Genomic DNA, 25,918 nt, shown 5'->3' with positions numbered 1-25,918 from the left:
GTGAGTCTCGCCACCACCTGGTTCGTGGTCGTCGCCGTCTTCTGGGTCGGATTCTTCGTCCTCGAGGGCTTCGACTTCGGGGTCGGTGTCCTGCACCGGTTCCTGGGGCGGAACGAGGGCGAGCGCCGGCAGGCGATCGAGGCGATCGGCCCGGTGTGGGACGGCAACGAGGTGTGGCTGATCGTGGGCGGCGCGGCGATCTTCGCCGCGTTCCCGGACTGGTACGCGACCTGGTTCTCGGCCGGCTACCTGGCCCTGATGCTGGTCCTGGTGGCGCTGATCCTCCGCGGGATCTCCTTCGAGTGGCGCACCAAGCTCGACGGCGCGCGCTGGCGCTCCACGTTCACCTGGACGATGGTCGTCGGCTCGGCCCTGACCCCGCTGCTCCTCGGCGTCGCCCTCGGCGACCTGCTCGCGGGCCTGCCCATCGACTCCTCCGCCGAGTTCACCGGCGGCTTCGTCGACCTGCTGACGCCGTACGGGCTGCTGCTCGGGGTCACGCTGCTGGTGCTGTGCCTGGTGCACGGGGCGACGTTCCTGGCGCTGCGGACCGACGGCGCGGTGCGGCAGCGCGCGCACGGCTTCGCGCGCCGTGCGGTGTGGCTCGCGCTCGTGCTCGTCGTCGTCTGGGCGGTGTGGACCGTGACGATCTCGGACGGCGGACCGTGGCGGATCGCCGCGGCGTGCGTGTCACCCGTGGCGGCCGCCGTCGCGGTCGTGCTGCTGCGCGAGCAGCGGGACGGCCGGTCGTTCGCAGCCACCGCCGTCACGATCGGTGGCGTGGTCGGAGCGCTCTTCGCGAACCTCTACCCCACCGTCATGGTGTCCTCGACCAGCGCCGCGAACGACCTGACGGTCTCCGGGGCCGCCTCGGGCGACTACGCGCTCAAGGTGATGACGGTCGTGGCGCTCGTGATGCTCCCGGTCGTCCTGCTCTACCAGGGCTGGAGCTACTGGGTGTTCCGGCGCCGGGTCACCCTGCCGACGGCCGGCGCGCACGCCGGCTGACCCGGGCGGGGCGTCAGTCCGCTGCGCGCTCGACCAGGTCGACGACGTGCTCGGCGATGGCCAGGCTGGACGTGGCGGCCGGGGACGGTGCGTTGCGGACGCTGGTGACCCGGTCGTGTTGGTGGACGACGAAGTCGTCGACGAGCGACCCGTCCCGCTCGACGGCCTGGGCGCGCAGCCCGAGCCCGCTGCGCCGCACGTCGTCCGGGCCGATGTCCGGCACGTAGCGCTGCGCGGCGGCCATGTAGGCGCGGGTCGACAGCACCCCGCGGAGCTCGGTGAGGCCGGTGCGCCAGTGCTGCCTCGAGAACCGCCAGAAGCCGGGCCAGGCCAGCGTCCTGCCCAGGTCGGAGGGTGCGACGGACGCGCGGCCGTAGGCGCGGCGGCTCAGCGCCAGGAACGCGTTGGGTCCGACCTCCAGCCCGCCCCCGACCCGTCGGGTGAAGTGCACGCCGAGGAACGGGTACCGCGGGTCGGGCACCGGGTAGACCATGCCGCGCACGAGGTCCTGCTTGGCCGGGACGACGGACATGTACTCGCCGCGGAACGGCACGATCCGCGGTGCCGCCCCGCCGCCGACGAGCTCGCCGAGCCGGTCGGACTCCAGGCCGCCGCAGACCACCAGCCGGTCGAACCGGTGGCACTCCGACCCGGCCGTCACGAGGACACCACCCGGCTGCCGTCGTACGGCGGTCACGGGAGCGGACAGCAGCACCCGACCGCCCGCAGCCTCGATCTCCTCGCCCAGCCGTCGCGCGACCGCCACGTAGTCGGTGATCGCCGTGTGCGGGGAGTGCAGGGCGGCGAACCCGCGCGCGTGCGGCTCGATCTCGCCGATCGCGGACCCGTCGACCCGGCGCAGACCGGGGACCCCGTTCTGGCGGGCGGTCCGCTCCAGGGCGTCGAACCGGGCGGTCTCGGCGGCGTCGACGGCCACCACGAGCTTCCCGCACTCGTCGTAGGGCAGGTCGTGCTCGGCGCAGTAGTCCCGCAACAGGCCGCGGCCGCGCGCGCAGAGCTCGGCCTTGAGGCTGCCCGGCCGGTAGTAGAGGCCGGCATGGACCACGCCGGAGTTGTGGCCGGTCTGGTGGGCGGCGAGCCGGTCCTCCTTCTCGAGGACGACCACCCGCGTGCCCGGCCGGCGGCGCACCAGCTCACGACCCACCGCCAGGCCCAGGATCCCGCCGCCGACGACCCCGACGGTCTCCTCGCCCACGGCGGTCACGGCCGGCTGCCTCCTCCAGGTCCACGGTCGAACCCGACGGTAGGCCATGGCGAAGGTCCTCGGATCGTCGGTGCCGAGGTCCCTGGTGCCAGGCCCCGGCTCCCGCGAGCGTGGAGGTGGACGGCGACGTCGCCGCATCACCTCGCGTCCCGAGGAGGCCGCCATGAGGTCGAGCCACCAGTTGCACACGTCCACCGGGACCCGCCACGACCAGCTCGAGGAGTGGGTCGAGGCCGGTCTGATCTCCGCCGAGCAGGCCACCGGCATCCGGGCGCACGAGGAGGCGCGGCACTCGCGCCGGCGGCTGACCGTCGTCGAGCCGACGCACGCGCCCGCCGGGACCTCGTTGGTCGTCGAGGCACTCGGGTACCTCGGCGGCGTCATCATGCTGACCGGCGCCGGCATCCTCGTCGGCCTCTACTGGCAGGACATCGCCACCGCCGGCCGGCTGGTGCTCACCGGCGGCACCGCGGTCGCCCTGGTGGGTGCGGGGCTCGCCGTGCCCGACCGGTACGGCGAGGCGGCCGGCCGGCTGCGGTCGCTGCTCTGGGCGCTGGGCGTGGCGGCGACCGGCGCGTTCATGGCGGTCCTGACCGCCGACGTGCTGGACCGGCACGACGAGCAGGCCCTGATCGTGGTCTTCCCGCCGACCGCGCTCGTCGCGCTCACGCTCTGGTGGGTGCGCCGCACCTGGCTCCAGCAGCTCGCCCTGATCTTCCCCCTCGGGATGTCCGCCGCCGCCGTCGGTCTCCAGCTGAGCGACACCGACTCGGCGCCCGCGCTCGCGATGTGGGTGCTCGCCGCGGCCTGGACGGCCGTGGCGTGGACCGGCCGCCTCCAACCGCGTGCGAGCGGCCTGGTCCTCGGTGGCCTCGCCGCCGTCGTCGCGTCGATGACGGTGCCGGGCCAGCCCGGCGTCCTACTGGGGCTCGCCACCGCGCTGGCGGTCCTCGGGCTCGCCCTGGCCGAGCGGAGCCTGCCGTTGCTCGGCGTCGCCGCGCTCGGGCTGCTGCAGGCGACCCCGCGTGCGGTCGTGGAGTGGTTCCCCGGTCGGCTGTCGGCCTCGCTGACCCTGATCGCGGTCGGTGGCCTGCTCGTCGTGGCGGCCGTCTGGGTCGCCCGGCACCAGCGCGAGAAGGGGCCGAAGCCCGGCGGGACCGGCTGACCAGGACCCGCCGGACCTCAGGCCACGCCCTCCAGGGCATGGCGGGGCGTGGCGCGGCCGGCACCGATCCGCCACTCCAGGACCCGCCAGAGCGCCTCGACCGCGATGGCCGTCGACATCTTCGACCGACCGGCCCGGCGCTCGACGAAGGTGATCGGCTCCTCGGCGACCCGGAGCCCCGCCCGGGCGACGCACCAGGTCGTCTCGATCTGGAAGGAGTAGCCGTCGGCGTGGGTCCGGCCCTGGGCCAGCACGTCCAGGGCCGCCGGCCCGAAGGCCCGGAAGCCGGCCGTCGCGTCGTGGACCGGCAGCCCGAGCACCAGGCGCACGTAGGCGTTGCCGGCCCGCGAGACCAGCCGGCGGCGCCACGGCCAGTCGACCGTGCGACCCCCGGGCACGTAGCGCGAGCCGATCACCAGGTCGGCCTCGTCGAGGCGGGACAGCAGCCGCGGGACGGCGTCGACCGGGTGCGAGCCGTCGGCGTCCATCTGCACCACGGTCTCGAAGCCGTGGTCGCGCGCCCACCCGAAGCCCGCCCGGTACGCCGGGCCGAGTCCCTCCTTGGCCGGACGCTCCAGGAGGTGCACCCGGGTGCCGGCCTGGGCGTGTGACCGGACGATCGCGGCGGTCCCGTCCGGGCTGCCGTCGTCGACGACGAGCACGTGCGCACCGGCGAGCCCGGGTTCGGAGAGGAGCCGGTCGAGGAGGTCGCCGACGGTCAGCGCCTCGTCGTAGGTCGGGACGACGATCAGGGTCACGTCACCACGGTGCGGGCGCGGACCTGCACCCCACCTGACCGCCGGTCCCGCTCAGCGCAGGCCGAACGCCTGCAGCAGGGACGGAGCGTCCGCGGCGTTGCCGAGCGGCGGGAACCCGGCGGCCTCGGCGTAGGCGCGCGACAGCGAGTAGTGGTCGAGCCGGCGGGTGACGACCTCGTGGCGCAGTGCCGGGTGCGCGACCACCGTCAGCACGCGGTTGCCGTGGTGCTCGTCGTCCTCGTCCGCGGTGACGACGACCGCGAGGTGACCGGAGGCGAAGTCCGGTCCGGCGAGCACCGCCCCGACCTGGTCCTGGAGCCACGCGTCGGCCTGGGCCAGCGAGCAGTCGTGCGCGTCGTTGCAGGTGTCGGGCACGACGAGGCCGACCTGCGGGAGGCTGCCCGACCGGACGTCGCCGGCGAGCTCGGTCAGCGGCAGGTCGTGCTGCCGGCAGAGGTCCGCCTCGGACCGGACGTACGCCCACGGGTTGTGGCGGACGGCGTACCGGCCGCCGTTCACCTGCTGGCACGGCTCGGTCATGCCCTCGGCGTAGGTCGTGGCGGTGCCGCCGGCAGCGAGGGCCCGCCCGAAGACGCTCGGCCCCGGCACCGGGTGCGCCGCGGGCGGCAGGTCGTCGGTGACGCCGAACATGTCGCCGCCGGCGATCGCCAGGTAGTTGGGCAGCGAGGGGTGGGCGAGGGCGCGGTAGTCCGTGGCGTAGCCGTACCTGGTCGCGAGCCCCGCGAGCCAGGGCATCTCGGCGCGCATCTGCTCGAACGAGTGGTTCTCGACCACGAAGACCAGGAGCTCGGTGACGTCCGGTCGCGGCGCGGCGGACGTCGGGGCGGGCGTCGACTCCGGCGCGGTCGGTGAGCTCGGGGTCCCGGGCGAGGAGGACGGGGCGGACGTCGAGGGGCTGGCGCTTTCGCTGCCCGGCGTCGGCCGGCCGCCGGAGGCCGGCTCGCCGGGCGACGAGCCCGAGGAGCAGGCGGCGAGGACGGCGACGAGGACGACGGCGAGGACGGCCGCCGCGGCGACGACGGCGCCGCGGCGGGCCTGGACCCGAGGCATGAGCACCTCTCTCAGATCGGGAGCGGACCGAGGAGGGCCGCCCGCCACGATCGTCCCACCCGGGTGGTCACCGGTGCTCGTAGACGTGCCAGTCGCCGACCACCGTGACCTCGCGGTAGTGCTGCGCGAGCACGGCGTCCGCCTGGGTCGCATCGATGCCCCAGGTCGCGAGCGAGTCGCCGTCGACGACGATCCAGCGCGGCGCGTGCGCCGTGGTCATCAGGCCCGTCAGCTCCTGCAGCCGGGGGTCCCGGACCCGGGCGGTGAGGCTCCACAGGTGCTCGTACGGGCTCTGCAGGCCGGCGGCCCGGACGATGTCGGGGTGCCCGAAGGCGACGGCCATCGTGTCGGTGGGTCCGGAGCGGGCCCGGACGTAGTCGGCCACCGCGTTGTCGGACGCCATCCGGAGCGGGTGCGCCAGGGCGAGCACGAGCGTCAGCCCGGCACAGGCCACGGCGTAGCCCGTGGCGAGCCGCAGCCAGCGGCCGCTCCCCGTCGCGGACACCAGCAGCACCAGGCCCGGGACGAGCGCGATGAGGTAGTGCGGCCAGTAGCTGCCCCCGAGCAGCGCCCCGGCGGCCTCCCAGACGAGCACGACCACGGCGGCCGTCAGGACGGTCGGCTCCCGGAGCGGGCGCCGCAGGTCGGCCAGCGCGGCCGCGACCACCGCCGGCACCCCGGCGAGCAGGCCGGCCAGGAGCAACGTGTGGAACCGCTCCGGCGTCGAACCCGCAGCCGAGGCGTGGATGACGGCGGCGGCCTGGGCGCGGAACGTCACCAGCGCGTCCCAGAGGCCGCGCGGGCTGGTCCCGCGCCGGTCGGCGTACCCGAGGGCGAGGGCGGTGGCGGCGAGCGCGCCGGCACCGAAGGCGGCCGCCCGCGTCCCCGCGTCGCGCCACCGGCGCTGGAGCACGAGGCCCAGCAGGAGCACCGCGGCGACGACGACGCCGTCGACGATGTTCTGCTTCACCAGGGCGGCGGCCGCGGCGAGCAGACCGGCGGCGAACGGCGCGAGGTACCGGTCGGTCTCCGTGCGGCCACGCACCGAGCGCAGGACCAGCAGGAAGCTGCCGAGCACGAGCGGCACCGCGAGCAGCTCGCCGTCGATCTCCAGGCCGTCGAACAGCGGTGTCGACAGCAGCGCCGCGCACAGCACCGCGGCGGTCGTGCCGCCGAGCCGGCCGGCGAGCAGGACCGCGACGACCACCGCGGCGATCCCGAGGAGGCGGAGCGCGACGGTGCCGCCGAGCTGGTCGGCCAGCCCGAAGAGCGCGACCAGCAGCGGCGGGCGGTCCACGAAGTACGCCCCGTAGAGCGACCGGCCGGGCGACCACTGGGACGCGACGAGCAGGTAGCCGCCCTCGTCCGGTCCGAGCGGTCGCGTGAGGAACGGGACCCGGACCAGCGCCGCGACCAGGGCGGCCACGGCGGCCCACCGGACGCCGGGCACCGCGGCGGCGCGACCCGGTGCGGGCCGGACCTGCGCGACCGTGGTCATGGTGGCACTGTCCGCCGGTCCGCCTGCACGTCACCTGACCGCGCGGGCCCCGGTCGGGGCCGGCCTAGGCGAGCGCCGCGTCGATCGCCGCCTCGACGTGCAGGGCCGTGGTCGGCAGCACCGGGACCGGGCTGTCGGACGCCGCGATGAGGAGCTCGATCTCGGTGCACCCGAGGACGATCCCGTCGGCGCCCCGGCCGACGACGTCGCCGATCACCTCGCGCACCCGGTCACGCGAGGTCGCGCTGACGACGCCCCGGCACAGCTCGTCGTAGATGATCCGGTGGACGAGCGCCCGGTCGTCCGGGTCCGGGACCAGCACCTCGAGGCCGTGCGACTCGAGGCGCTCGCGGTAGAACGGCTGCTCCATCGTGAACGCCGTGGCGAGCAGCCCGAGGCGACGGGTCCCGGCGCGGCGGGCGGCGTCCGCGGTCACGTCGGCGATGTGCAGCAGCGGGATGTCGACGGCGGCCTGGATCTGCGGAGCGACCTTGTGCATGGTGTTGGTGCACAGCACCAGGAGCTCGGCACCGGCGCCCTCCAGCTCGCGCGCCTTGCCGGCCAGGTCCGCGGCCGCCTCGTCCCACCTCGACTCGGCCTGGAGCCGGGCCATGGGCGCGAAGTCGATCGACATGAGGACGCAGTCGGCGGAGTGGAGGCCGCCGAGGCGCTGGGCGACGCCCTCGTTGAGCAGCCGGTAGTAGAGCGCGGTGCTCTCCCAGCTCATCCCGCCGAGCAGGCCGATCCGCTTCACGTCAGCGCCCGCGGGCGACGGAGGTCCTCACCCCGGCACGGTACGGCGGACACCGCCTCGTCCGCACGAGGATCAGGCCCGCGCTCGGGCGACGGTGCCGCCGAGCACCGCGGTGACCAGGGCGACGCCGGCCGCCGCGGTGAACGCGGCAGCGAACCCGGCGCCCGGTCCGGCCGCGAGCGCGATCGCGGTGAAGGTGGCGGTCCCGAGCGCCGCGCCGACCTGGGTGGCCGAGCTGGCCAGCCCGGACGCCAGCCCGGCGTGGGTCGCGGGCGCTGCGGCGGCGATGACCATCGTCGTGGGCGTGAAGCTGAGCGCGACCCCGGTCGCCACGAGGAGCAGGCCCGGGAGCACCGCGACGGCGTACCCGAGGTCGTGGGGCGCCCAGGCCAGCCAGGTCTGGCCGGCGGCGAGGACGACCAGCCCCACGACCAGGCTGCGCCGCGGGCCGAGGACCCGCAGCACCCGGGGCAGCAGCGTCAGGGAGACCACGAACCCGGTCGCCGACGTGGGGACCATGGCCAGGCCGGCGTGCTCGGGCGACAGTCCGAGGGACTTCTGGAGGTAGAGGGCCACCAGGACGAAGCTCGAGGCCCGGGTGGACCCGCCGAGCACGGCGAGCGCCACACCGGTGCTGAGCACCCGCGAGCGGAAGAGACCGAGCGGGACGAGCGGGTCCCCCGCGCGGCGCTCGACCGCGACGAAGGCGGCGGCGAGCACGGCGGCGGCCCCCAGCGTGGCGAGCGTGGTCGGCGAGGTCCACCCGGACTCGGCCGCGCCGAGGGCACCGTGGACGAGGGCGACGACCGCGCCGGTGACGGTGACCGCGCCGGCGGCGTCGAACCGGCGGCGGCTGCCGCGCGGGCTCTCGTCGAGCAGGCGACGGGCCAGGAGGGCGGCGGCGGTCGTCGCGGGGACGGTCACGAGGAACACCGACGACCAGCCGAAGGTGCCGGCGAGCAGCCCACCCGCGAGCACCCCGGTCGCGCCCCCGACGGCGGAGGCCGCGCCCCACAGGCTCATCGCCCGGGCGCGCCCGTCACCCGGGAAGGTCAGCATCAGCAGGGACATCGCCGCCGGGCTGAGCGCCGCGGCACCGGCACCCTGGACCACCCGCGCCGCGACCAGCAGCCACTGGTCGGCCGCGGTCGCCGCGAGGAGCGTCCCGACGGTGAAGACCAGCGACCCGGTGACGAACATCCGTCGCCGGCCGACGAGGTCCCCGACCCGGCCGAACAGCAGGAGCAGCCCGCCGAACGCGAGGACGTAGGCGTTGACGACCCAGCTGAGGCCGGTGCCGCTCAGGGACAGGTCGGCCTGGATCGAGGGCAGGGCGACGTTGACGATCGAGGTGTCGAGCATGACGACGAACTGGGCCGACACCAGCAGGGCGAGCGCGGCCGTACGGCGGCGCGCGGTCACCACCCTGGAGGCGGGACGGACGGCGGGCTCGGGGCGGGCGGTCAGGGTGGTCATGCCTGCCACGGTCGCGCCGCGGGGCGGTCGCTCACACCGGGAGAACCGCCGGGATCCGCCCCCCGGGGATGCCTGACGGCGCCGTCGGCAGCCCCGGTCCGGGTCCGCCCGCGACCGGCCGCACCGTCCTCGACGCGCTCCGTCCCGCACGGCTCCCCCGGCGAAACCCGGTGATTTCACCGGCGCGGGCGACCCCCGGCACTCGACAGGCTCAGGACATCGCTGGTCACCACGGCCGGCACCCCGCCGTACCAGCCCCACCGACCCACCCGAACCGACCAGGAGGTCCGAGATGTCCACCGAGCTCCACTCCCCGCCCCCCACGGGCCAGCACCAGCCCCACGGCCACGGCCACGGCCACGGCCACGGCCACGGCCACGGCCACGGCCACGGTCACGGCCACCAGCCGGTGAGCGACGGGCCCAACGGGCCGCGCCGGCCCTGGACCGTGCTCGCCCTGATGCTCGCCGCGCAGGTGATGGTGGTCCTCGACGTCAGCGTCGTGAACGTCGCCCTGCCGAGCATCGGCGCCGACCTGCACCTGTCGTCGAGCGACTACCAGTGGGCGGTCAGCGCCTACGTCCTGCTCAGCGGCGGGTTCCTGCTCCTCGGCGGTCGGATGTCCGACCTGTTCGACCGCCGCCGGATGTTCCTGACCGGGCTCCTCGTGTTCACCCTCGGCTCGCTGGTCTCCGGGCTCGCCGGTTCCGCGCTCACCCTCATCGCCGCCCGCGGCGCCCAGGGTGCCGGCGCCGCCATGCTCACCCCGGCGGCGCTGTCGATCGTGATGACGAGCTACGCCGGGCGCCAGCGCGCCACCGCCCTCGCGCTCTGGGGCACCGTCGCCAGCATGGGCATCGCCGCCGGTGTGCTCTTCGGCGGCATCCTCACGACCGTCTTCGACTGGCGGGCCGTGTTCTTCATCAACGTCCCGATCGGCGCCGCGGTGCTCGCCGGGGTGCTCCACAAGATCCCGGCCATGCCGCGCACCGAGGCGCAGGGACGCCGCCGCCTGGACGCCTCCGGCGCCGTCCTCCTCGTCACCGGCCTGCTGAGCCTCGTCTTCGCGGTCGAGTCGACCACCAGCCACGGCTGGACCTCGACCCGGACGATCGTCGCGGCGGTCGCTGCCGCTGCCCTGCTCGTCGGGTTCCTCGTGAACGAGCGCAAGGTCGCCGACCCGATCGTCCCGCCCGCCACCTGGCGGATCCGGTCCCTGGTGTCGGCCTCGGTCGTCATGGCCGGTGTCACCGGCGCCGTGGTCGGCGCGATCTTCCTCAGCTCCCTGTACCTGCAGCAGGTGCTGGGCGCCTCCGCCCTGGTCGCCGGCCTGGAGTTCCTGCCGCTGGCCGCCTTCATCACCCTGGGCGCGGCGTTCGCGTCGAAGGCGCTGCCCCACGTCGGCGCCAAGCGGCTCATCGCCCTCGGCCTGGTGGTCGCGGCGGCCGGTGCCTACGTGCTGTCGGCCATCGACACCGACCCGAGCTACCTCACCGACGTGCTGCCGGGCTTCGCCCTGCTGGGCCTCGGGGTCGGCCCGATGTTCGTGGCCGTCTCGGTCGCCGCGATGGGTGACGTGCCGGAGGAGCAGGCCGGTCTCGCGTCCGGGCTGCTGATGACCGGGCACGAGATCGGCGCCGCCCTCGGCGTCGCCGCGCTGACCGCGATCGGCGGCGACCTCACCACCAGCGCCGGGATCGTCGACGGGAGCCAGGACGCGTTCCTCGCCGTCGCCATCGGCCTGGCCGCGCTGATGCTGCCCACGCTGCTGCTGCCGGCAGCCGACCCGGCCGCCGCTGCCGGCCACCCCCGGCCACTGACCGTCGTCGCCACCGAGGGGGTCCGGCCAGCCGGACCCCCCTCCTGCACCCCCCGATCCCCTGAAGGAGACCGCCATGCCCACCGCCGCCACCGCCGTCCGACCCACCGTCCGCCGGGCCGGCGTCGACGACGCCGCCACCGTCCACACCCTGCTCGTCGAGCTCGCCGAGCACGAGGGGACCGCGCACGCCGTCCGCGCCGGCGTCGACGACTGGCGCCGGATGCTCGCCGACCCGGACGTCGTCGTGCTGCTCGCCGACGTCGACGGAGCGCCGGCGGGCTACGTCAGCGGGGTCCGCCAGCTGAACCTCTGGTTGGGCCGCGACATCCTCGCGATGGACGACCTCTACGTCCGACCGGCAGCGCGCGACCGCGGGGTCGGCGGGCAGCTGATGGCCGCGCTCGCCGAGCACGTCGTCGACCTCGCGCGGGTCACCGGACAGGATCTCGTCGTGACCTGGGGCGTCCGCGCGGACAACGAGGCCGGGCAGCGCTTCTACCGGCGGCTGGGGGCCCGCCTCCGCACCAAGGTGGTCGCCTCGTGGCAACCCCGCGACTACCGCGACCACCTGCGTCGCGCCCGCGCGTGACCCGCCACCGAGCCGCCGTCCCCCGGCGCCCGGTCGGTGCCCCGGCGCCGGGCGGGGATGCGCGATGATGCGACAGACGCCGCGCACCTTCGTCGGACCGGTCGTCCTCCGGCTCGAGGAGGCGGTCCCGCCCGCCGTGGCCGCACGCGTCCGGCTGGCGGTCGCGGCGGTGCCCGGGGTCGCCTCGTGCGAGCTCGACGCGGACGCCGCGACGCTCGTCGTGTCGGCCGCTCGGCCCGTCGACCGCGCCGACCTGCTGGACCTCCTCGAACGCGTCGGGTGCCGGGTCCGGAGCTGACCGGTCCGGGCGACGTGCCCGCGCGGGACGGCGCGTCTCACTAGGGTGACCGACGTGCTGTGGGGCAGGGAGCGGGAGCAGGCGGCGCTGGCCGCCCTGGTCGACCGCGTCCGGCGCGGGGACGGCTCCGCGCTGCTGCTGCGGGGGCAGCCGGGTGCGGGCAAGTCCGCCCTCCTCGACGCCGCGGTCGCGGACGCCACCGGCCTGACCGTGCTCCGAACCCGCGGTGTGGAGTCCGAGGCCCCGTTGCCGTTCGCGGCCCTGCACCGGCTGTTGCGGCCCGTGCTCCGCGGGCTCGACGACGTGCCCGGACCCCAGGCGCGTGCCCTGCGGGCGGCGTTCGGGGAGAGCGACGAGGGTGCCGGCGACCGGCACCTGGTGTTCCTGGCCACCTTGAACCTGCTGTCCGAGACCGCCGGCGACCGGGGCGTGCTGGCCGTGGTCGACGACGCCCACTGGCTCGACGACGCGTCGGCGGCCGCGCTGCTGTTCGCGGCCCGACGGCTCGAGGGTGAGCCCGTCGCGCTCGTGTTCGCCGTCCGCGAGGGCGAGGACGCCGGGTTCGACTCGCGCGACCTCCCGGTCCTGACCGTCGGCGGGATCGACGAGGCGGCCGCGACCGCCCTGGTCGCCGCGCAGGCCGACACGCCGGTCGCGCCCGAGGTGCGCGCCGAGCTGGTCGCCGTCACCGGCGGCAACCCCCTGGGCCTGCTCGAGCTGACCCGGGCACTGACCCCTGACCAGCTCTCGGGTCGCGACCGGCTCCCGGACCGGCTCCCGGTGACCGAGGGCGTCGAGCGCGCCTTCCTCGACCGCTACCGGCGGCTCCCCGCAGCCGCGCAGACGGTGGTGCTCGTGGCCGCGGCCGACGACTCGGGCCACGCGGGCACGGTCACGCGCGCGGCGGCCGCCCTCGGCGCCGACGCCGCCGCGCTCGACGCTGCCGAGGAGTCCGGGCTGGTCACCGTCGACGGCACCGCCGTGTCGCTGCAGCACCCGCTGGTGAGGTCGGCCGTCTACGGCGCGGCCACCAGCTCGCGGCGGCGGCAGGCACACCGGGCGCTGGCCGAGGCCCTGGCCGGCACCCCGCAGGAGGACCGGCGCGCCTGGCACCTCGCCGCGTCCGTCGACGGGCCGGACCAGCAGGTCGTGGCAGCCCTGGACGAGACCGCCGAGCGGGCGCGACGGCGCGGCGGGCACGAGGCCGCGGCCGCGGCATGGACCCGGGCCGCCGAGCTCACGCTCGACCCGCAGGCCCGCGCGGTCCGGCTGTCCTCGGCCGCCGGGTCGAGCCTGGCCGCCGGCCGTCCCCTCGAGACCGAGCAGCTGGTCCGCGCCGCTCTCGTCGACGCCGCCGACCCGCTGCTGCGGGCCGACCTGCTGCAGCTCCAGGGTCAGGTGGAGTGGAACACCCGGTCGGTCGACGAGGGCTACCGCATCGTCGTCCAGGCCGCCGTCACCGCGGCGCCGCACGACCCTGCCCGCGCCCGGGTGCTGGCCATGCTGGCCGCCTCCCTGGCCGCCTTCGGCGCCCGCGCCGCCGACGCTCCCGACCCCGCCGGGATCGTCCCGCCGCCGGCTCCGGACGCCCCGGTCCAGGAGCAGGTGACCGGGTGGCTGCTGGACGGGTTCTCCGCCGTCCGCGCGGAGGACTGGCCGACCGCGGCCGGCGCGCTCCGGCGCGCGTGGGCGGCGCCGCTCGGACCGGCCACGCCGCCCCTGGTGCAGTCCAACCTGGCGATCGCGACGATGCACCTCGGCGACGACGAGCGCGCCATCGAGCTGCACGACCAGCAGCTGCGCCAGGCCCGCGACGCCGGCGCCGTGAACATGATCGAGCACGCGCTCACCCGCGGGGTCGTCTTCCGGATCGCGACGGGCGCCTGGAGCGAGGCGTCCGCGGCCGCGCAGGAGGCGGTCCTGCTGTGCCGCAACCTGGAGCTGCTCGAGCTGGTGGCGTTCCCGATGGCCGAGCTCGCCGTCGTCGCCGCCCTGCGCGGCGACCCGAGCGCCGCGACGCGGCTCCGCGAGCTGGAGGAGGTGCTGCGCGAGCACCCGCCCCGCGGCGTGGTCACCCGATTGGTCACCGGCCTGACCCACTGGGCCGCCGCCCGCCAGGCCGACACCCCGCCCGCGACCGCGCTGCACCACCTCGAGCAGATCGACCTGGCCGTCGTACGCGGGATGAGCGCGCTCGACCGCATCGAGACCGCCGTCCGCGCGGACCGCCGCGACCTGGCCGAGGAGTGGCTGGCCGAGCTGCGCACCTTCGCCGAGGGCACCGACATGGCGTGGGCGCGCGCCGCCGTGCACCACGGCCAGGGGGTCCTCGGCGGGCCCGGGACCGAGGAGGAGTTCCGGCGTGCCCTGGAGTGGCACGCCCGCTCGCCGCGCGTCCCGGCCCGGGCGCGCACCCAGCTCGCCCTGGGCGAGCACCTGCGCCGCCACCGGCGGCGTACCGATGCCCGCGTCCCGCTGCGCGACGCGCTGGACACCTTCGAGACGCTCGGCGCCGACCTCTGGGCCGAGCGCGCCCGCCAGGAGCTCCGCGCGTCCGGCGAGACCGCCCGCCGCGGCGACGACCTGGTCCCGACCGGGCTGACCGCCCAGGAGTCCCAGGTCGCCGGGCTGGTCCGGCAGGGCCTGTCGAACAAGGACGTCGCCGCGCGGCTCTTCATCAGCCCCCGCACGGTCGACTTCCACCTGCGCAACGTCTTCACCAAGCTCGGGATCTCCTCCCGCACCGAGCTCGCCGCGCTCGACCTCGACCCGGCCTGACACCGCCGGGGCCCGACCCGGCGACCGACCCGGCGAACTCACTGGCGAATTCACCGGCGCGACCACCCGGGGTCGCGCAGCACGCTGGCACTCCCGACGAACGAAGGAGAACGCCATGAACCCCAGCACCCGCGACCTGGCCCGCCACGAGATCGACCGCCGGCTGCGCGACGCCGCCGCCGACCACCGCCGCCGCGAGGCACGGACCCGCGCCACCCGTCTCCGCCTGCTCCCCAGCGTCGCACGGCGCTGAGCCCTCGCCTGCGGTCAGCGGATGCCCAGGCGCGTGACGAACTCGTTCACGAACCGGCGCTCGGGGTCCAGGCGCTGTGCCAGGTCCCGGAACTCGGGGAGCATCGGGTAGGTGCCCTCGACCTGGTCCCGGTCGAAGCCGAGGAAGTACTTGCCCCAGTGCGGCCGGGGCTCGAAGGGCGCCAGGACCCGCTCGAGCCGTTCGAGGGCAGGGCGGACCACGCGGAGGTCGGAGATCCAGGTGGCATGCACGGCGAGCGTCTCGCGACCCCGGAACGGGCTCAGCCACATGTCGTCGGCCGCGACCGTGCGGATCTCCATGACCTGCACCGCCGAGGAGAACTCGTCGGCCCTCTCCGCCACGGTGGACAACACCTCGGCGGCGCGGTCGATCGGGACGAAGAACTCCGACTGGATCTCCTCGCCCGCGCTGGGCGTGAACGACGGCTTGAAGTGGGGCAGGCGCTCGTGCCACGGACCGGAGGACCCCAGCTGGTCGGTGGCGGCCTCCGCGTCGATGCCGACGATCGGGTGCACCTTCGCCGGCGCGCGTCGGCCGCCCCACACGTCGCCGAGGTCGGCCGGCGAGGCGCCGCGGTGCTTCAACCACACCGAGTCGACGACCGCGCGGTCCCTGAACGAGATGAACAGGCTGACGCTGTACGCCGACCCGAGGACCTCCGCGACGTTCTCCACCACGGATCGGACCGGCACGTCCAGGACCACCTCCTGGCACACCTGGTAGGAGCGCTCGAGCTGCACCGCCAGCCTCGTCACGACCCCGAGCGACCCAAGGGCCAGGACCAGACCCGGGAAGTCCCGCTCTCCGGCACGACCGGTGACCAGGTCGCCGGTCCCGGCGACGAGCTCCACTGCGACCACGCGCGAGGCGAGACAGCCGTTGCCGACACCCGAACCGTGGGTCCCGGTCGAGCAGGCCCCGCCGACCGAGATGTGCGGCAGAGAACCCATGTTGTGCAGGGCCCAGCCGGCTGCGTCCAGGGACGGGACGACGTCCGCATAGGTGGCCGCAGCGGGGACCCAGGCGATCCCCGAGGTCTCGTCGATCTCGAGAGCAAGTCCCAGTCGTGCCGTGCTCACCAGGGCGCCGGTGGTGTCGACCACCGTCGAGAACGAGTGCCGCGTCCCGGTGGCACGCACCGGCGAGGTCCCCGCGACCAGCTCCTGCAGCTCCTCCAGCGTCGCCGGGGCCCGCACGTCGTCGGTCGAGTAGTCGACGTTGCCGGCCCAGTTCCGCATGGCGACGAATGTAGGCGACGCCGAGGGGCGGTGAGCTGGCCGACGGTCCCCAGGAACAGCACGAGGACCAGGCCCGCGACCGTCGACGAAGCGGGCGAGATGGTGGCGCAGCACAGAAGGCCCCGCACAGTGACCTGTGCGGGGCCTTCGGTCCCGTGTGGCAGGTGAAGGATTCGAACCTTCGAAGGCAAAGCCGACGGATTTACAGTCCGCTCCCATTGGCCGCTCGGGCAACCTGCCGGGGGGCTCCACGGCGGGCCGTTTGGTCCGCCGCCAGCAAGGCGAAACAATAGCGCAGGCAGGTCCGCATCTCGAAAATGGCCGGCACCGACCGGCGCACGCGAAGGAGCACTCCCCCATGGCCGACTCGTCGTTCGACATCGTCAGCAAGATCGACCGCCAGGAGGTCGACAACGCGCTGGGACAGACGGCGCGCGAGATCGCCACCCGGTTCGACTTCAAGGGCACCGGCGCCACGATCGAGTGGCAGGGCGAGCACGCGATCGAGATCTCGGCCTCGGCCGACGACCGGGCCACCGCCGTGCTCGACGTCTTCAAGACCAAGCTGGTCAAGCGCGACGTGAGCCTGAAGATCCTCGACGCCTCGGAGCCCCGCCAGTCCGGGCAGCAGAGCAAGATCTCGATCGCGCTGAAGGAGGGCATCTCCTCCGAGGACGCCAAGAAGGTCTCGAAGCTGATCCGCGACGAGGGACCCAAGGGCGTCAAGGCGCAGATCCAGGGCGACGAGCTCCGGGTGTCGTCGAAGAAGCGCGACGACCTCCAGGCGGTCATCGCCCTGGTGAAGGCCCAGGACTACGACTTCGCGGTGCAGTTCACGAACTACCGCTGACCGATGCCGCCTCGGGCCCGGTTCGTCTCGACTCTCGCCGTCCTCGTGCTGGCGGTGGCGGGGTGCAGCGACGACGGCCCCGGGCAGGCGGCCGCCCCGCCGCCGGAACCGGCGACGCCGTTCGACGCTGCGGCGCCACCTCCCGCAGGGTGGCAGGTCTCCCAGTGCTCGGACCTGCGCTCACGCAGCAGCAGCGGGCTGGCGACGCGCTTCGCGGTGCCGCCGTCGTTCGCCTGGCTCTACCGCGACGGCCCGACCTGCGAGTTCGGCGAGGGATTCTCCCGCGAGCTCTTCGTCACGCTCGAGCCCGCGACGACGCTCGCCGAGACGAAGGAACAGGACGTCGACCCCTACACGGCGCCCGGCCAGGGGGACGGACAGCTCGGCGAGGTCTCGTACGCCGCGGACGTGCCGGTCTTCGGGACCCGGACCGGTGAGCGCCTCGACTACTACTGCTTCTGCGACGGGCAGGAGCTCGACTACCGGATGCTGCAGGCGTCCGGGGTGCGCGTCACCTGGATCAGCCCGCACGGCCGCTCGCGCCACGCGGACGAGCTCACCGCCGTCACCGACACGATGGCGCTGCTCCGCAGCAGCCGCAGCACCTGCTCGGCGCGAGGCCTGGACCGCGCGGCGTCGTACGCGCCACCGATCCCCCAGACGGAGTCGATCGACAGCTCGGGCGACGGCTGCCACCTCTACCTGCAGCCCGGCCGGAGCTCCCTGCACCGGTACGCCGAGGTGGTGCCCGAGCCGCGCCACACCGTCGACCGGCTGGCTGCCGCCCTCCGGCACGACCGGCGCGCGAGCGACGTCCGGGTGACCCGCGACGCCGTCGAGCTGGACGGGCGGCGCGCCGACCGGCTCTCGTGGCACTACCGCGACAGGGGTCGCACCTGGCGGGGCGTCACCCTGGCGAGCCCGGCGCTCCAGGTGACCTGGAGCGCGACCCCGCGGCAGTGGCGGCAGGAGGCGGACCTCGTGCGACGGTTCGTCGGGTCCGTCCGCCTCCTGCGCTAGGGCGTCAGCCGGCGGTCGCGGCCATGGTCGGCACGGTCGCGCCGGTCACCGGGGTCACGAAGACCCGGATGCCCTCCTCGAGCTCGAGCTGGCGCGCGTGGGTCCGGGTCAGCACCACGTGCACCTCCTCGCCGTCGTCGGTCAGCACCGTCGCCCGCACCTCGAAGCCGACACGCAGCAGCCGCGAGATCGTGCCCTCCGAGGCACCGGCGAGCTGCGGCGTGCGCGAGATGTGCACGTCGTGCGGACGCACGGTGACACCGTTGACCGTCGTGGTCTCCCCGAGGAAGCCCATGACGAAGGCGTTCGCCGGCTCGTCGTAGAGCTGGTCGGGGGTCCCGACCTGCTCGACGCGGCCCTCGTTGATCACCACGATCTCGTCGGCGACCTCCATGGCCTCCTCCTGGTCGTGGGTCACGAAGACCGTGGTCACGTGCACCTCGTCGTGGAGGCGGCGCAGCCACTCGCGCAGCTCCTTGCGGACCTTGGCGTCGAGCGCACCGAACGGCTCGTCGAGCAGCAGCACCGACGGCTCCACCGCGAGCGCCCGGGCGAGCGCCATCCGCTGGCGCTGGCCGCCCGAGAGCTGCGCCGGCAGCCGGTGGGTGAACTGCGAGAGGTGCACGAGCCCGAGCAGCTCGTCGACCTTCGCCGCGATCTCCGCCTTCGGCCGCTTGCGGATCTCCAGCCCGAAGGCGACGTTCTTCGCCACCGTCATGTGCTTGAAGACCGCGTAGTGCTGGAACACGAAGCCGACGTTGCGCTTCTGGGGCGGCAGGTGCGTCGCCTCCGTGCCCTCGATGGTGACCGTGCCGGTGTCGGCGGAGTCGAGCCCCGCGATGATCCGCAGCAGCGTCGACTTGCCACCGCCGGAGGGTCCCAGCAGTGCGGTCAGCTGACCGGTCGGCAAGGAGACGTTGACGTCGTCGAGCGCGACGAAGTCCCCGAACTTCTTGCTGACTCCCTTGACCTCGATACTCATCTTTCCTGGCCCTCCTTCGGGCGGAGCAGCGCGACGACGACCAGGCACAGCACGGCCGCGAAGACCAGCAGGAACGCCACGGAGTACGCCGTCTGCTGCTCGAAGTTCTGGTACTTCTGCTGGACGAGGACGGTGGCGACCTGGGTCTCTCCGCCGACGTTGCCGGCGACGACCTTGATCGCCCCGAACTCACCGAGGGCGCGGGCGAGGCTCAGCACCACGCCATACACGACCGCCCACTTGATGCCGGGGAGGGTCACCCGCCAGAAGGTCTGCCACGCGTTCGCCCCGAGGCTGCGCGCGGCCTGCTCCTGGTCGTCACCGAGCTCCTCGAGCACGGGCACGACCTCGCGGATCACCAGCGGCAGGATGACGAAGCAGGTCGCCATCACCATGCCGGGCCGCGCGAAGACGACCTGGATGCCGTTGTCCTCCAACCACGGCCCGAACCAGCCGAACCGCCCGTTGTAGACGAGGACGAGCGCGAGGCCGACCACGACCGGCGACACGGCCAGCGGCAGGTCGATCAGCGCGGACAGGGCCCGCTTGCCGATGAAGTTGTAGCGGACCAGCAGGATGGACATGCCCACGCCGAAGACCGTCGTGATGATGACCGAGGCCACCGCCACCTGGACCGTCAGCGTGAGCGCGTGCACCACGTCGGGGTCCGACAGCGCCTCCTGGAGCCCGGTGAAGCCGTCCGCGAACGTGTGCTTGACGACGTACGCCGTGGGCCAGACGACCAGCATCACGAGGTAGCCGACGACCAGCGCGCGCAGGGTCCACTTGACGGCGACCGACCCGGTGCCGACTGCAGTGCTAGCCACGGCGCGCCACCCGCCTCTGGATCACGTCCAGCGACACGATCGCGAACAGGGCGACCAGCAGCATCAGCGTCGCCACCGCAGCCGCCGCCTCGGTGTTGCCGCCCTCGAGGAACGAGAACAGCCGGACCGAGACGACCTCGGTGCGGTTGGCGAGGTTGCCGCTGATGAGCACCAGGGCGCCGTACTCGCTGATGCCGCGCGCGAAGGACAGCGCCGCACCGGCGAAGATCGCGGGCACCAGGGCCGGCAGGATCACCCGCCGGAACGTCGTGAACCGGCTGGCGCCGAGGGACGCCGCGGCGTCCTCCACGTCGGTGTCGAGCTCCTCGAGCACGGGCTGCACGGTGCGCACCACGAAGGGCAGGGTCACGAAGGCGATCGCGAGATACACCGCGTAGCGGGTGTTGTTGACGTGCACGCCGATCGGGCTGTCCGGCCCGTAGAGCGAAAGCAGGACGAGGCCGGCGACGATCGTCGGCAGCGCGAACGGAATGTCGATCACCAGGTCGAGGATCGCCATGCCGGGGAACCGGTCGCGGACCAGCACCCAGGCGATGATCGTGCCCATCACCATGTTGACCAGGGTGATGGCGAACGACGAGACGACGGTGAGCTGGAGCGCCGAGCGGGTCTGCTCGTTCGACAGCACGTCGATGTACGTGCTCAGGCCGCCACCGGACGCCTTGACGACGATGGCGGAGAGCGGGATCAGGACCAGCAGGCTGAACCAGATCATGGCTACGCCCAGCCCGAAGGCGGGCCAAGCAGTCAGAGAACCGGACGAAGCCGACCGGCGCTTGCGCGCCGGCCGGCTCTCGACCGCAACGGATGCGGAAGCCATCTGCTACTAGCTCGCGTCAGCCTGGATCTGCGTCAGGATGCCCATCGGAGCGCCGTCCGTGCCGTCGCCGAAGAACTTGTCGTTCGCGACGCCCCAGCCCTCGAAGTCGTCGTCGATGGTGAGCAGCGTCTGCGGCTCCGGGAACGGGTTGCTCGGGTCGTTGGCGCCCTCGACGGTCACGTCGCCGACGTCGACGAGCGGGCGGTACCCGGTCTCGGCGTAGAGCTTCTGGCCGTCCTCGCTCTTCTGGAAGTCCATGAAGTCCTGGGCCTTGTCCGAGGCGTCCTCGGTCAGGGCACACGGGTTGTCGATGCGCAGGGTGGTGTCCGGGACGACGTAGTCGAAGTCCTGGCCGCTCTGCCGGGCGAGGATCGCCTCGTTCTCGTAGGAGAGCAGGACGTCACCGGTGCCGCTGGTGAAGGCCGTGGTCGCGTCGCGGCCGCTGTCGGGCAGCGCGGCGATGTTGCCGAAGAACTTGGTCATGTACTCCTTGGCGGCCGCCTCGTCGCCGCCGTCGGCGATGACCGAGCCGTACGCCGCGAGCAGGTTCCACTTCGCGGAGCCGGAGGAGGCCGGGTTGGGGGTGACGATGCCGACGCCCGGCTTGACCAGGTCGTCCCAGCTGTCGATGTTCTCGGGGTTGCCCTTGGGCACTACCATCACCACGACCGACGACGTGCAGATGCCGTTGGTGTCGTTGTCCTTCCAGTCCTTCGCCACGATGCCCTCGTCGACCAGACGGGTCACGTCGGGCTCGAGGGAGAGGTGGACCTCGTCGGCCTTCTGGCCGGCGACGACCGCCCGGCTCTGGTCGCCGGAGGCGCCGTAGGAGCCCTTGACGTCGACGCCCTTGCCGGCGTCGGTGTCGTTGAAGGAGCTGATGACCTCGGTGTTGGCCTGCTCGAGCACCGAGTAGCCCACCACGTTGATCGTGTCTTCACTGTCCGCGGACGAGTCGCCAGAGCACCCCGCCAAGGCCAGCACCCCGACAACCGAGACGGCTGCCGCAACCTTGAACGTCCTGTTCATCGTCTTCCTCTTCTGTCTCCGCGGGCTCCCGGTTGGAGCTCACGCTTCTGCCTTATAACCAGCAGACTACTCGACTTACCCGAGTCAATCCGAATTGAGGTCGCAATTCGGGCGCGTGTCTCGGGTCACAGGACCGGCAGGAGAGACGCCTCCGGTCCGCGGGGGGCGCCGACTATCGTGGGAAGCCGTGCCGGACCCGGCCCCGAGCAAACTGGAACGTGTTCCAGTTCGAGGCGTACCGCGAGTACGATCCGGGGGACGGCGGACCAGGACGAGGAGTGCGCAGGCAGTGTCGAAGCAGGTCAAGCAGCTGGACCGGGTGATCATCCGGTTCGCCGGTGACTCCGGGGACGGGATGCAGCTGACCGGGGACCGGTTCACCCAGCAGTCGGCGGTGTTCGGCAACGACCTCGTGACGCTGCCGAACTTCCCGGCCGAGATCCGGGCGCCCCAGGGGACGCTCCCGGGCGTGTCGTCCTTCCAGGTGCACCTGGCCGACCACGACGTGCTGACCCCCGGCGACGCACCGGACGTGCTGGTCGCGATGAACCCGGCCGCGCTCAAGGCGAACCTGGCGGACCTGCCCAAGGGCGCCACGATCATCGTGGACACCCACGACTTCACCGCACGCAACCTGGCCAAGGCCGGCTACGACACCAACCCGCTCGACCTCCTCGGCGACGCCGGCGACCCGCTCGGGGAGTACGCCGTGCACCCGGTCGACCTGACCGGGATGACCGTCGGCGCGGTGAAGGAGTTCGGGCTCTCGCGCAAGGACGCGGCCCGCGCCAAGAACATGTTCGCGCTGGGTCTGCTGTCGTGGATGTACGGCCGTCCGACCGACCCGACGGTGACCTTCCTCGAGAAGCGGTTCGCGAAGGTGGCCGACATCCGCGACGCCAACATCGCGGCGTTCAAGGCCGGCTGGAACTTCGGCGAGACCACCGAGTCGTTCGCGGTCTCCTACGAGATCAAGCCGGCCCCGATGGCGCCCGGCGTCTACCGCAACATCACCGGCAACCTGGCGCTGGCCTACGGCCTGGTCGCCGGCGGTGTCCGGTCGGGGCTCCCGGTGTTCCTGGGCTCCTACCCGATCACGCCGGCCTCCGACATCCTCCACGAGCTGTCGAAGCACAAGTCGTTCGGCGTCACCACGTTCCAGGCCGAGGACGAGATCGCCGGCATCGGCGCCGCGATCGGCGCGTCGTTCGGGGGCTCCTTGGGCGTCACCACGACCTCGGGTCCCGGGATCGCGCTGAAGTCCGAGGCGATCGGGCTCGCGGTGATGACCGAGCTGCCGCTGGTCGTCGTCGACGTCCAGCGCGGTGGCCCCTCCACCGGGTTGCCGACCAAGACCGAGCAGGCCGACCTGCTGCAGGCGATGTTCGGCCGCAACGGCGAGGCACCGGTCCCGATCGTCGCGCCCCAGTCCCCCGGCGACTGCTTCGACGCCGCCATCGAGGCTGTCCGGATCGCGGTCACCTACCGGACCCCGGTGATGCTGCTCTCCGACGGCTACCTCGCCAACGGCTCCGAGCCGTGGCGGATCCCCGAGGTCGACGACCTGCCCACCATCGACCCCGACTTCGCGAAGCCGCTGGCCGAGGGCGAGACGTTCCACCCCTACGCACGCGACCCCGAGACCCTCGCCCGGCCGTGGGCACCGCCCGGCGTGGCCGGCCTGGAGCACCGCATCGGCGGGCTGGAGAAGGCCGACATCACCGGCAACATCTCCTACGACCCCGCCAACCACGACTTCATGGTCCGGACCCGGCAGGCGAAGGTGGACCGGATCGCCGAGTCGCTGCCGCCGCTCGAGGTCGACGACCCCTCCGGGCAGGCCCGGGTGCTGGTGCTGGGCTGGGGCTCGACGTACGGGCCGATCGGCGCCGGCGTGCGCCGGGTCCGCAAGGCCGGCTACCACGTGGCCCAGGTCCACCTGCGCCACCTCAACCCGTTCCCGAAGGACCTCGGCGAGATCCTGAAGCGCTACGACAAGGTGCTCGTCCCCGAGATGAACCTCGGCCAGCTCTCGCTGCTGGTCCGCGGCACCTACCTCGTCGACGCGATCGGCTACAACCAGGTCAACGGCATGCCGATCAAGGCGGCCGACCTCGCCGAGGCGATCGGCGGCCTGGTCGCCGACGCCGAGGGCATCGAGGTCGACCTGACCGACACCCCTGCCGAGGAGGCACTCCAGTGAGCACCCCGACGAGCACCGAGCTGCCCTTCCCCGGGCTGCGCTCCGGCGTCGAGCTCGTCCCGGCGACCGACGAGCCGCAGACCGGGAAGGACTTCACCTCCGACCAGGAGGTGCGCTGGTGCCCCGGCTGCGGCGACTACGCCGTGCTCAAGGCCGTGCAGGGCTTCCTGCCCGACCTGGGGCTGCGCCGGGAGAACATCGTCTTCGTCTCCGGGATCGGCTGCTCCTCGCGGTTCCCCTACTACCTCGACACCTACGGCATGCACTCGATCCACGGCCGCGCGCCGTCGATCGCCACCGGGCTCGCGACCTCCCGCGAGGACCTCTCCGTGTGGGTCGTCACCGGCGACGGCGACGCGCTCTCGATCGGCGGCAACCACCTGATCCACGCCCTGCGCCGCAACGTCAACATGACGATCCTGCTGTTCAACAACCGCATCTACGGGCTGACCAAGGGTCAGTACTCCCCCACCTCCGAGACCGGCAAGATCACCAAGTCCACCCCGATGGGATCCCTGGACCACCCCTTCAACCCGGTGTCGCTCGCGATCGGGGCCGAGGGCACGTTCGTGGCCCGCACCATCGACTCCGACCGCAAGCACCTGACCTCGGTGCTGTCGGCGGCGGCGGCGCACCGCGGGACGTCGTTCGTGGAGATCTACCAGAACTGCCCGATCTTCAACGACGGCGCGTTCGACGCGATCAAGGACAACGACACCAAGGCCGACGCGATCATCCCGCTGGTGCACGGGGAGCCGATCCGGTTCGGGGCCCTCGACGAGACCGGGCAGGGCACCAAGGGCCTGGTCCGCGACAGCGCCACCGGCGGCGTACGGGTCGTCGAGGTCGGCTCCGACCACGGTCAGGTCGCCGCCGAGGCGCTCCTGGTCCACGACGCGCACCACGCCGACCCCACCACGGCGTTCGCGATCTCGCGGCTCACCGACTCGGGCTACCTCAACCGCTCGCCGATCGGGATCTTCCGCCAGGTCGAGCGCCCGACGTACGACGACCAGGCCCGCGAGCAGCTGGCCACCGCCCAGCAGGGTGCTGCCGGCGACCACGGCGAGCGGCTCGCCGCCCTCATCGGCGGCGGCGACACCTGGACGGTCGTCTGACCTGGGGGCCTCCGACAAGGGATCCCCGCCCGAGAGCGGGGACCCTCCGTCGACGGGGGTTCCAGACGGGGCTTACCCGCTGCGGGAGGGCCGCTAACCCGGTGTGGACCGCCCTTCCTATGCTGGTCGGGTGCCGGACGCGCGACGGGGTCTCCTCCTGGGCGCCGCGGCCTATCTGATGTGGGGGGCGTTCCCCCTCTACTGGCCGCTCCTCGAGCCGGCCGGGGCGGTCGAGATCCTCGGACACCGGGTGATCTGGTCCTGCCTGGTGATGGGGGTGCTGATCCTCCTGCTGCGCAGGCGCGAGCAGCTCGCCGCCATCTGGCGCGACCGGCGGGTCCGGCTGGTGCTCACCGTCGCCGCCGGCGTGATCTCGGTGAACTGGGCGACCTACATCTGGGGCGTCAACAACGACCGGGTCGTCGAGACGTCGTTGGGCTACTTCATCAACCCGCTGGTGACGGTGCTGATGGGGGTCGTCATCCTGCACGAGGTGCTGCGGCCGCTGCAGTGGGTGGCGCTCGGGATCGCGTCCGGCGCGGTCGTGGTGCTCACCGTGGACTACGGCCGGCCACCGTTGGTCGCGCTTGTCCTGGCCTTCTCGTTCGGCAGCTACGGGCTGTGCAAGAAGACCGCCGACGTCGGTGCGGTCGAGAGCCTGACCTACGAGACGGCGGTCATCGCACCGTTCGCGGCGGCGTACCTCGTCTGGCTCGGTGTCACCGGCGGGTCCGGCTTCGCCTCCCAGGGGGTCGGGCACTCGATGCTGTTCCTCACCACCGGCATCGTCACCGCGGTCCCGCTGATCTGCTTCGGCGCGGCCGCCACCCGGGTGTCGATGGTGAGCCTCGGGCTGCTGCAGTACCTCGCCCCGATCCTCCAGTTCGCCCTCGGCGTCCTCTACTTCCACGAGGCGATGCCGCCCGGCCGCTGGATCGGCTTCATCCTGGTGTGGATCGCCCTGATGATCTTCACCGTCGAGGCGATCAACCACCGGCGCCGCCAGCTGCGCCTCACCGTGGAGGCCAGCTCGGCCGCCTAGCGGGGACGCGCCAGCGGACCCGCTGACGGTGGTCGAGCAAGCCGCGCGACCG

At 73.4% G+C, this 25,918-nt stretch carries 22 protein-coding genes, 1 tRNA gene and 1 pseudogene; 12 read left to right on the top strand and 12 right to left on the bottom strand.

Annotation, left to right across the window (positions count from 1 at the left end; genetic code table 11):
• Complete coding sequence (cydB, locus tag ACILQ5_RS06365; protein ID WP_395657140.1) at positions 1 to 1,008, top strand: cytochrome d ubiquinol oxidase subunit II; 1,008 nt, start codon at positions 1 to 3, stop codon at positions 1,006 to 1,008.
• 13 nt (positions 1,009 to 1,021) lie between these two features.
• Here cydB and lhgO read toward each other — a convergent pair whose 3' ends face one another.
• The gene (gene lhgO / locus ACILQ5_RS06360; RefSeq protein WP_395657139.1) at positions 1,022 to 2,233 is read right to left on the bottom strand and encodes an L-2-hydroxyglutarate oxidase; all 1,212 of its coding nucleotides are present in this window, start codon (positions 2,231 to 2,233) and stop codon (positions 1,022 to 1,024) included.
• 163 nt (positions 2,234 to 2,396) lie between these two features.
• On the opposite strand from lhgO, the gene ACILQ5_RS06355 reads away from it, so the two are divergent.
• A complete protein-coding gene (locus ACILQ5_RS06355; protein WP_395657138.1) occupies positions 2,397 to 3,398 on the top strand; it encodes a DUF2157 domain-containing protein in 1,002 nt (333 codons plus the stop codon).
• Between the two features lie 17 nt (positions 3,399 to 3,415).
• Here ACILQ5_RS06355 and ACILQ5_RS06350 read toward each other — a convergent pair whose 3' ends face one another.
• The 5 genes from ACILQ5_RS06350 to ACILQ5_RS06330 form a co-directional block, all read right to left on the bottom strand.
• The gene (locus ACILQ5_RS06350) at positions 3,416 to 4,156 is read right to left on the bottom strand and encodes a polyprenol monophosphomannose synthase (protein WP_395657137.1); all 741 of its coding nucleotides are present in this window, start codon (positions 4,154 to 4,156) and stop codon (positions 3,416 to 3,418) included.
• 51 nt (positions 4,157 to 4,207) lie between these two features.
• Positions 4,208 to 5,227, bottom strand: coding sequence for an alkaline phosphatase family protein (locus tag ACILQ5_RS06345; protein ID WP_395657136.1), 1,020 nt, complete (start codon positions 5,225 to 5,227; stop codon positions 4,208 to 4,210).
• 67 nt (positions 5,228 to 5,294) lie between these two features.
• Positions 5,295 to 6,725, bottom strand: a complete 1,431-nt coding sequence (locus ACILQ5_RS06340; protein ID WP_395657135.1) for a hypothetical protein — start codon at positions 6,723 to 6,725, stop codon at positions 5,295 to 5,297.
• A 64-nt stretch (positions 6,726 to 6,789) separates the two neighbouring features.
• A complete protein-coding gene (locus ACILQ5_RS06335; protein WP_395657134.1) occupies positions 6,790 to 7,479 on the bottom strand; it encodes an aspartate/glutamate racemase family protein in 690 nt (229 codons plus the stop codon).
• 72 nt (positions 7,480 to 7,551) lie between these two features.
• Positions 7,552 to 8,955 carry an MFS transporter gene (locus tag ACILQ5_RS06330; RefSeq protein ID WP_395657133.1) on the bottom strand — a complete coding sequence of 468 codons (1,404 nt, stop codon included), beginning with the start codon at positions 8,953 to 8,955 and terminating at the stop codon, positions 7,552 to 7,554.
• 292 nt (positions 8,956 to 9,247) lie between these two features.
• On the opposite strand from ACILQ5_RS06330, the pseudogene ACILQ5_RS06325 reads away from it, so the two are divergent.
• The 5 genes and pseudogenes from ACILQ5_RS06325 to ACILQ5_RS06305 all read left to right on the top strand — a co-directional run.
• Positions 9,248 to 10,612 (top strand): annotated as a pseudogene (locus ACILQ5_RS06325) (DHA2 family efflux MFS transporter permease subunit); the annotation flags it as partial.
• A gap of 238 nt (positions 10,613 to 10,850) precedes the next feature.
• Complete coding sequence (locus ACILQ5_RS06320; RefSeq protein WP_395657186.1) at positions 10,851 to 11,366, top strand: GNAT family N-acetyltransferase; 516 nt, start codon at positions 10,851 to 10,853, stop codon at positions 11,364 to 11,366.
• Positions 11,367 to 11,430: 64 nt separating this feature from the next.
• A complete protein-coding gene (locus ACILQ5_RS06315) occupies positions 11,431 to 11,664 on the top strand; it encodes a hypothetical protein (protein ID WP_395657132.1) in 234 nt (77 codons plus the stop codon).
• 54 nt (positions 11,665 to 11,718) lie between these two features.
• The gene (locus tag ACILQ5_RS06310) at positions 11,719 to 14,442 is read left to right on the top strand and encodes an AAA family ATPase (protein ID WP_395657131.1); all 2,724 of its coding nucleotides are present in this window, start codon (positions 11,719 to 11,721) and stop codon (positions 14,440 to 14,442) included.
• A 115-nt stretch (positions 14,443 to 14,557) separates the two neighbouring features.
• Positions 14,558 to 14,695, top strand: a complete 138-nt coding sequence (locus tag ACILQ5_RS06305) for a hypothetical protein (protein ID WP_395657130.1) — start codon at positions 14,558 to 14,560, stop codon at positions 14,693 to 14,695.
• A gap of 14 nt (positions 14,696 to 14,709) precedes the next feature.
• On the opposite strand, the gene ACILQ5_RS06300 is transcribed toward ACILQ5_RS06305, so the two are convergent.
• Entirely contained in the window at positions 14,710 to 15,954 is a 1,245-nt protein-coding gene (locus ACILQ5_RS06300; protein ID WP_395657129.1) for a D-arabinono-1,4-lactone oxidase, read from the bottom strand.
• A gap of 158 nt (positions 15,955 to 16,112) precedes the next feature.
• Positions 16,113 to 16,194: transfer RNA gene (locus ACILQ5_RS06295), tRNA-Tyr, on the bottom strand.
• 118 nt (positions 16,195 to 16,312) lie between these two features.
• Here ACILQ5_RS06295 and ACILQ5_RS06290 point away from each other — a divergent pair.
• Together ACILQ5_RS06290 and ACILQ5_RS06285 are read left to right on the top strand one after the other, a co-directional pair.
• Positions 16,313 to 16,804 (top strand): YajQ family cyclic di-GMP-binding protein, encoded by a 492-nt coding sequence (locus ACILQ5_RS06290; protein ID WP_395657128.1) that lies wholly within the window; start codon positions 16,313 to 16,315, stop codon positions 16,802 to 16,804.
• A gap of 3 nt (positions 16,805 to 16,807) precedes the next feature.
• Positions 16,808 to 17,824, top strand: a complete 1,017-nt coding sequence (locus tag ACILQ5_RS06285; RefSeq protein WP_395657127.1) for a hypothetical protein — start codon at positions 16,808 to 16,810, stop codon at positions 17,822 to 17,824.
• Between the two features lie 4 nt (positions 17,825 to 17,828).
• Here the strand turns inward: ACILQ5_RS06285 and ACILQ5_RS06280 are convergent, their stop codons facing one another.
• From ACILQ5_RS06280 to ACILQ5_RS06265, 4 genes are read right to left on the bottom strand one after another with little or no spacing between them, the layout of a single operon-like run.
• Positions 17,829 to 18,806, bottom strand: a complete 978-nt coding sequence (locus ACILQ5_RS06280; protein WP_395657126.1) for a sulfate/molybdate ABC transporter ATP-binding protein — start codon at positions 18,804 to 18,806, stop codon at positions 17,829 to 17,831.
• On the bottom strand, positions 18,803 to 19,633 hold the full coding sequence (locus tag ACILQ5_RS06275) for a sulfate ABC transporter permease (RefSeq protein WP_395657125.1): 831 nt from the start codon (positions 19,631 to 19,633) through the stop codon (positions 18,803 to 18,805). The genes ACILQ5_RS06280 and ACILQ5_RS06275 overlap by 4 nt, the downstream gene beginning before the upstream one ends.
• A complete protein-coding gene (cysT, locus tag ACILQ5_RS06270; protein ID WP_395657124.1) occupies positions 19,626 to 20,474 on the bottom strand; it encodes a sulfate ABC transporter permease subunit CysT in 849 nt (282 codons plus the stop codon). Before cysT ends, ACILQ5_RS06275 begins: the two co-directional genes overlap by 8 nt.
• Before the next feature lie 6 nt (positions 20,475 to 20,480).
• A complete protein-coding gene (locus tag ACILQ5_RS06265; RefSeq protein WP_395657123.1) occupies positions 20,481 to 21,395 on the bottom strand; it encodes a sulfate ABC transporter substrate-binding protein in 915 nt (304 codons plus the stop codon).
• A gap of 397 nt (positions 21,396 to 21,792) precedes the next feature.
• Between ACILQ5_RS06265 and ACILQ5_RS06260 the strand changes: the two genes are divergently transcribed.
• The 3 genes from ACILQ5_RS06260 (at position 21,793) to rarD (ending at position 25,866) form a co-directional block, all read left to right on the top strand.
• Positions 21,793 to 23,706 carry a 2-oxoacid:acceptor oxidoreductase subunit alpha gene (locus tag ACILQ5_RS06260; protein WP_395657122.1) on the top strand — a complete coding sequence of 638 codons (1,914 nt, stop codon included), beginning with the start codon at positions 21,793 to 21,795 and terminating at the stop codon, positions 23,704 to 23,706.
• On the top strand, positions 23,703 to 24,824 hold the full coding sequence (locus ACILQ5_RS06255; RefSeq protein WP_395657121.1) for a 2-oxoacid:ferredoxin oxidoreductase subunit beta: 1,122 nt from the start codon (positions 23,703 to 23,705) through the stop codon (positions 24,822 to 24,824). The genes ACILQ5_RS06260 and ACILQ5_RS06255 overlap by 4 nt, the downstream gene beginning before the upstream one ends.
• A gap of 130 nt (positions 24,825 to 24,954) precedes the next feature.
• Positions 24,955 to 25,866 (top strand): EamA family transporter RarD, encoded by a 912-nt coding sequence (gene rarD, locus ACILQ5_RS06250; RefSeq protein ID WP_395657120.1) that lies wholly within the window; start codon positions 24,955 to 24,957, stop codon positions 25,864 to 25,866.
• The last annotated feature ends 52 nt before the right edge of the window (positions 25,867 to 25,918 follow it).

The organism is Nocardioides sp., assembly GCF_044226305.1.
In the GTDB taxonomy this organism is placed as follows: domain Bacteria; phylum Actinomycetota; class Actinomycetes; order Propionibacteriales; family Nocardioidaceae; genus Nocardioides.
The sequence above is the reverse complement of the archived record's forward strand: the minus strand, read 5'-3'. Positions and strand labels throughout refer to the sequence as shown.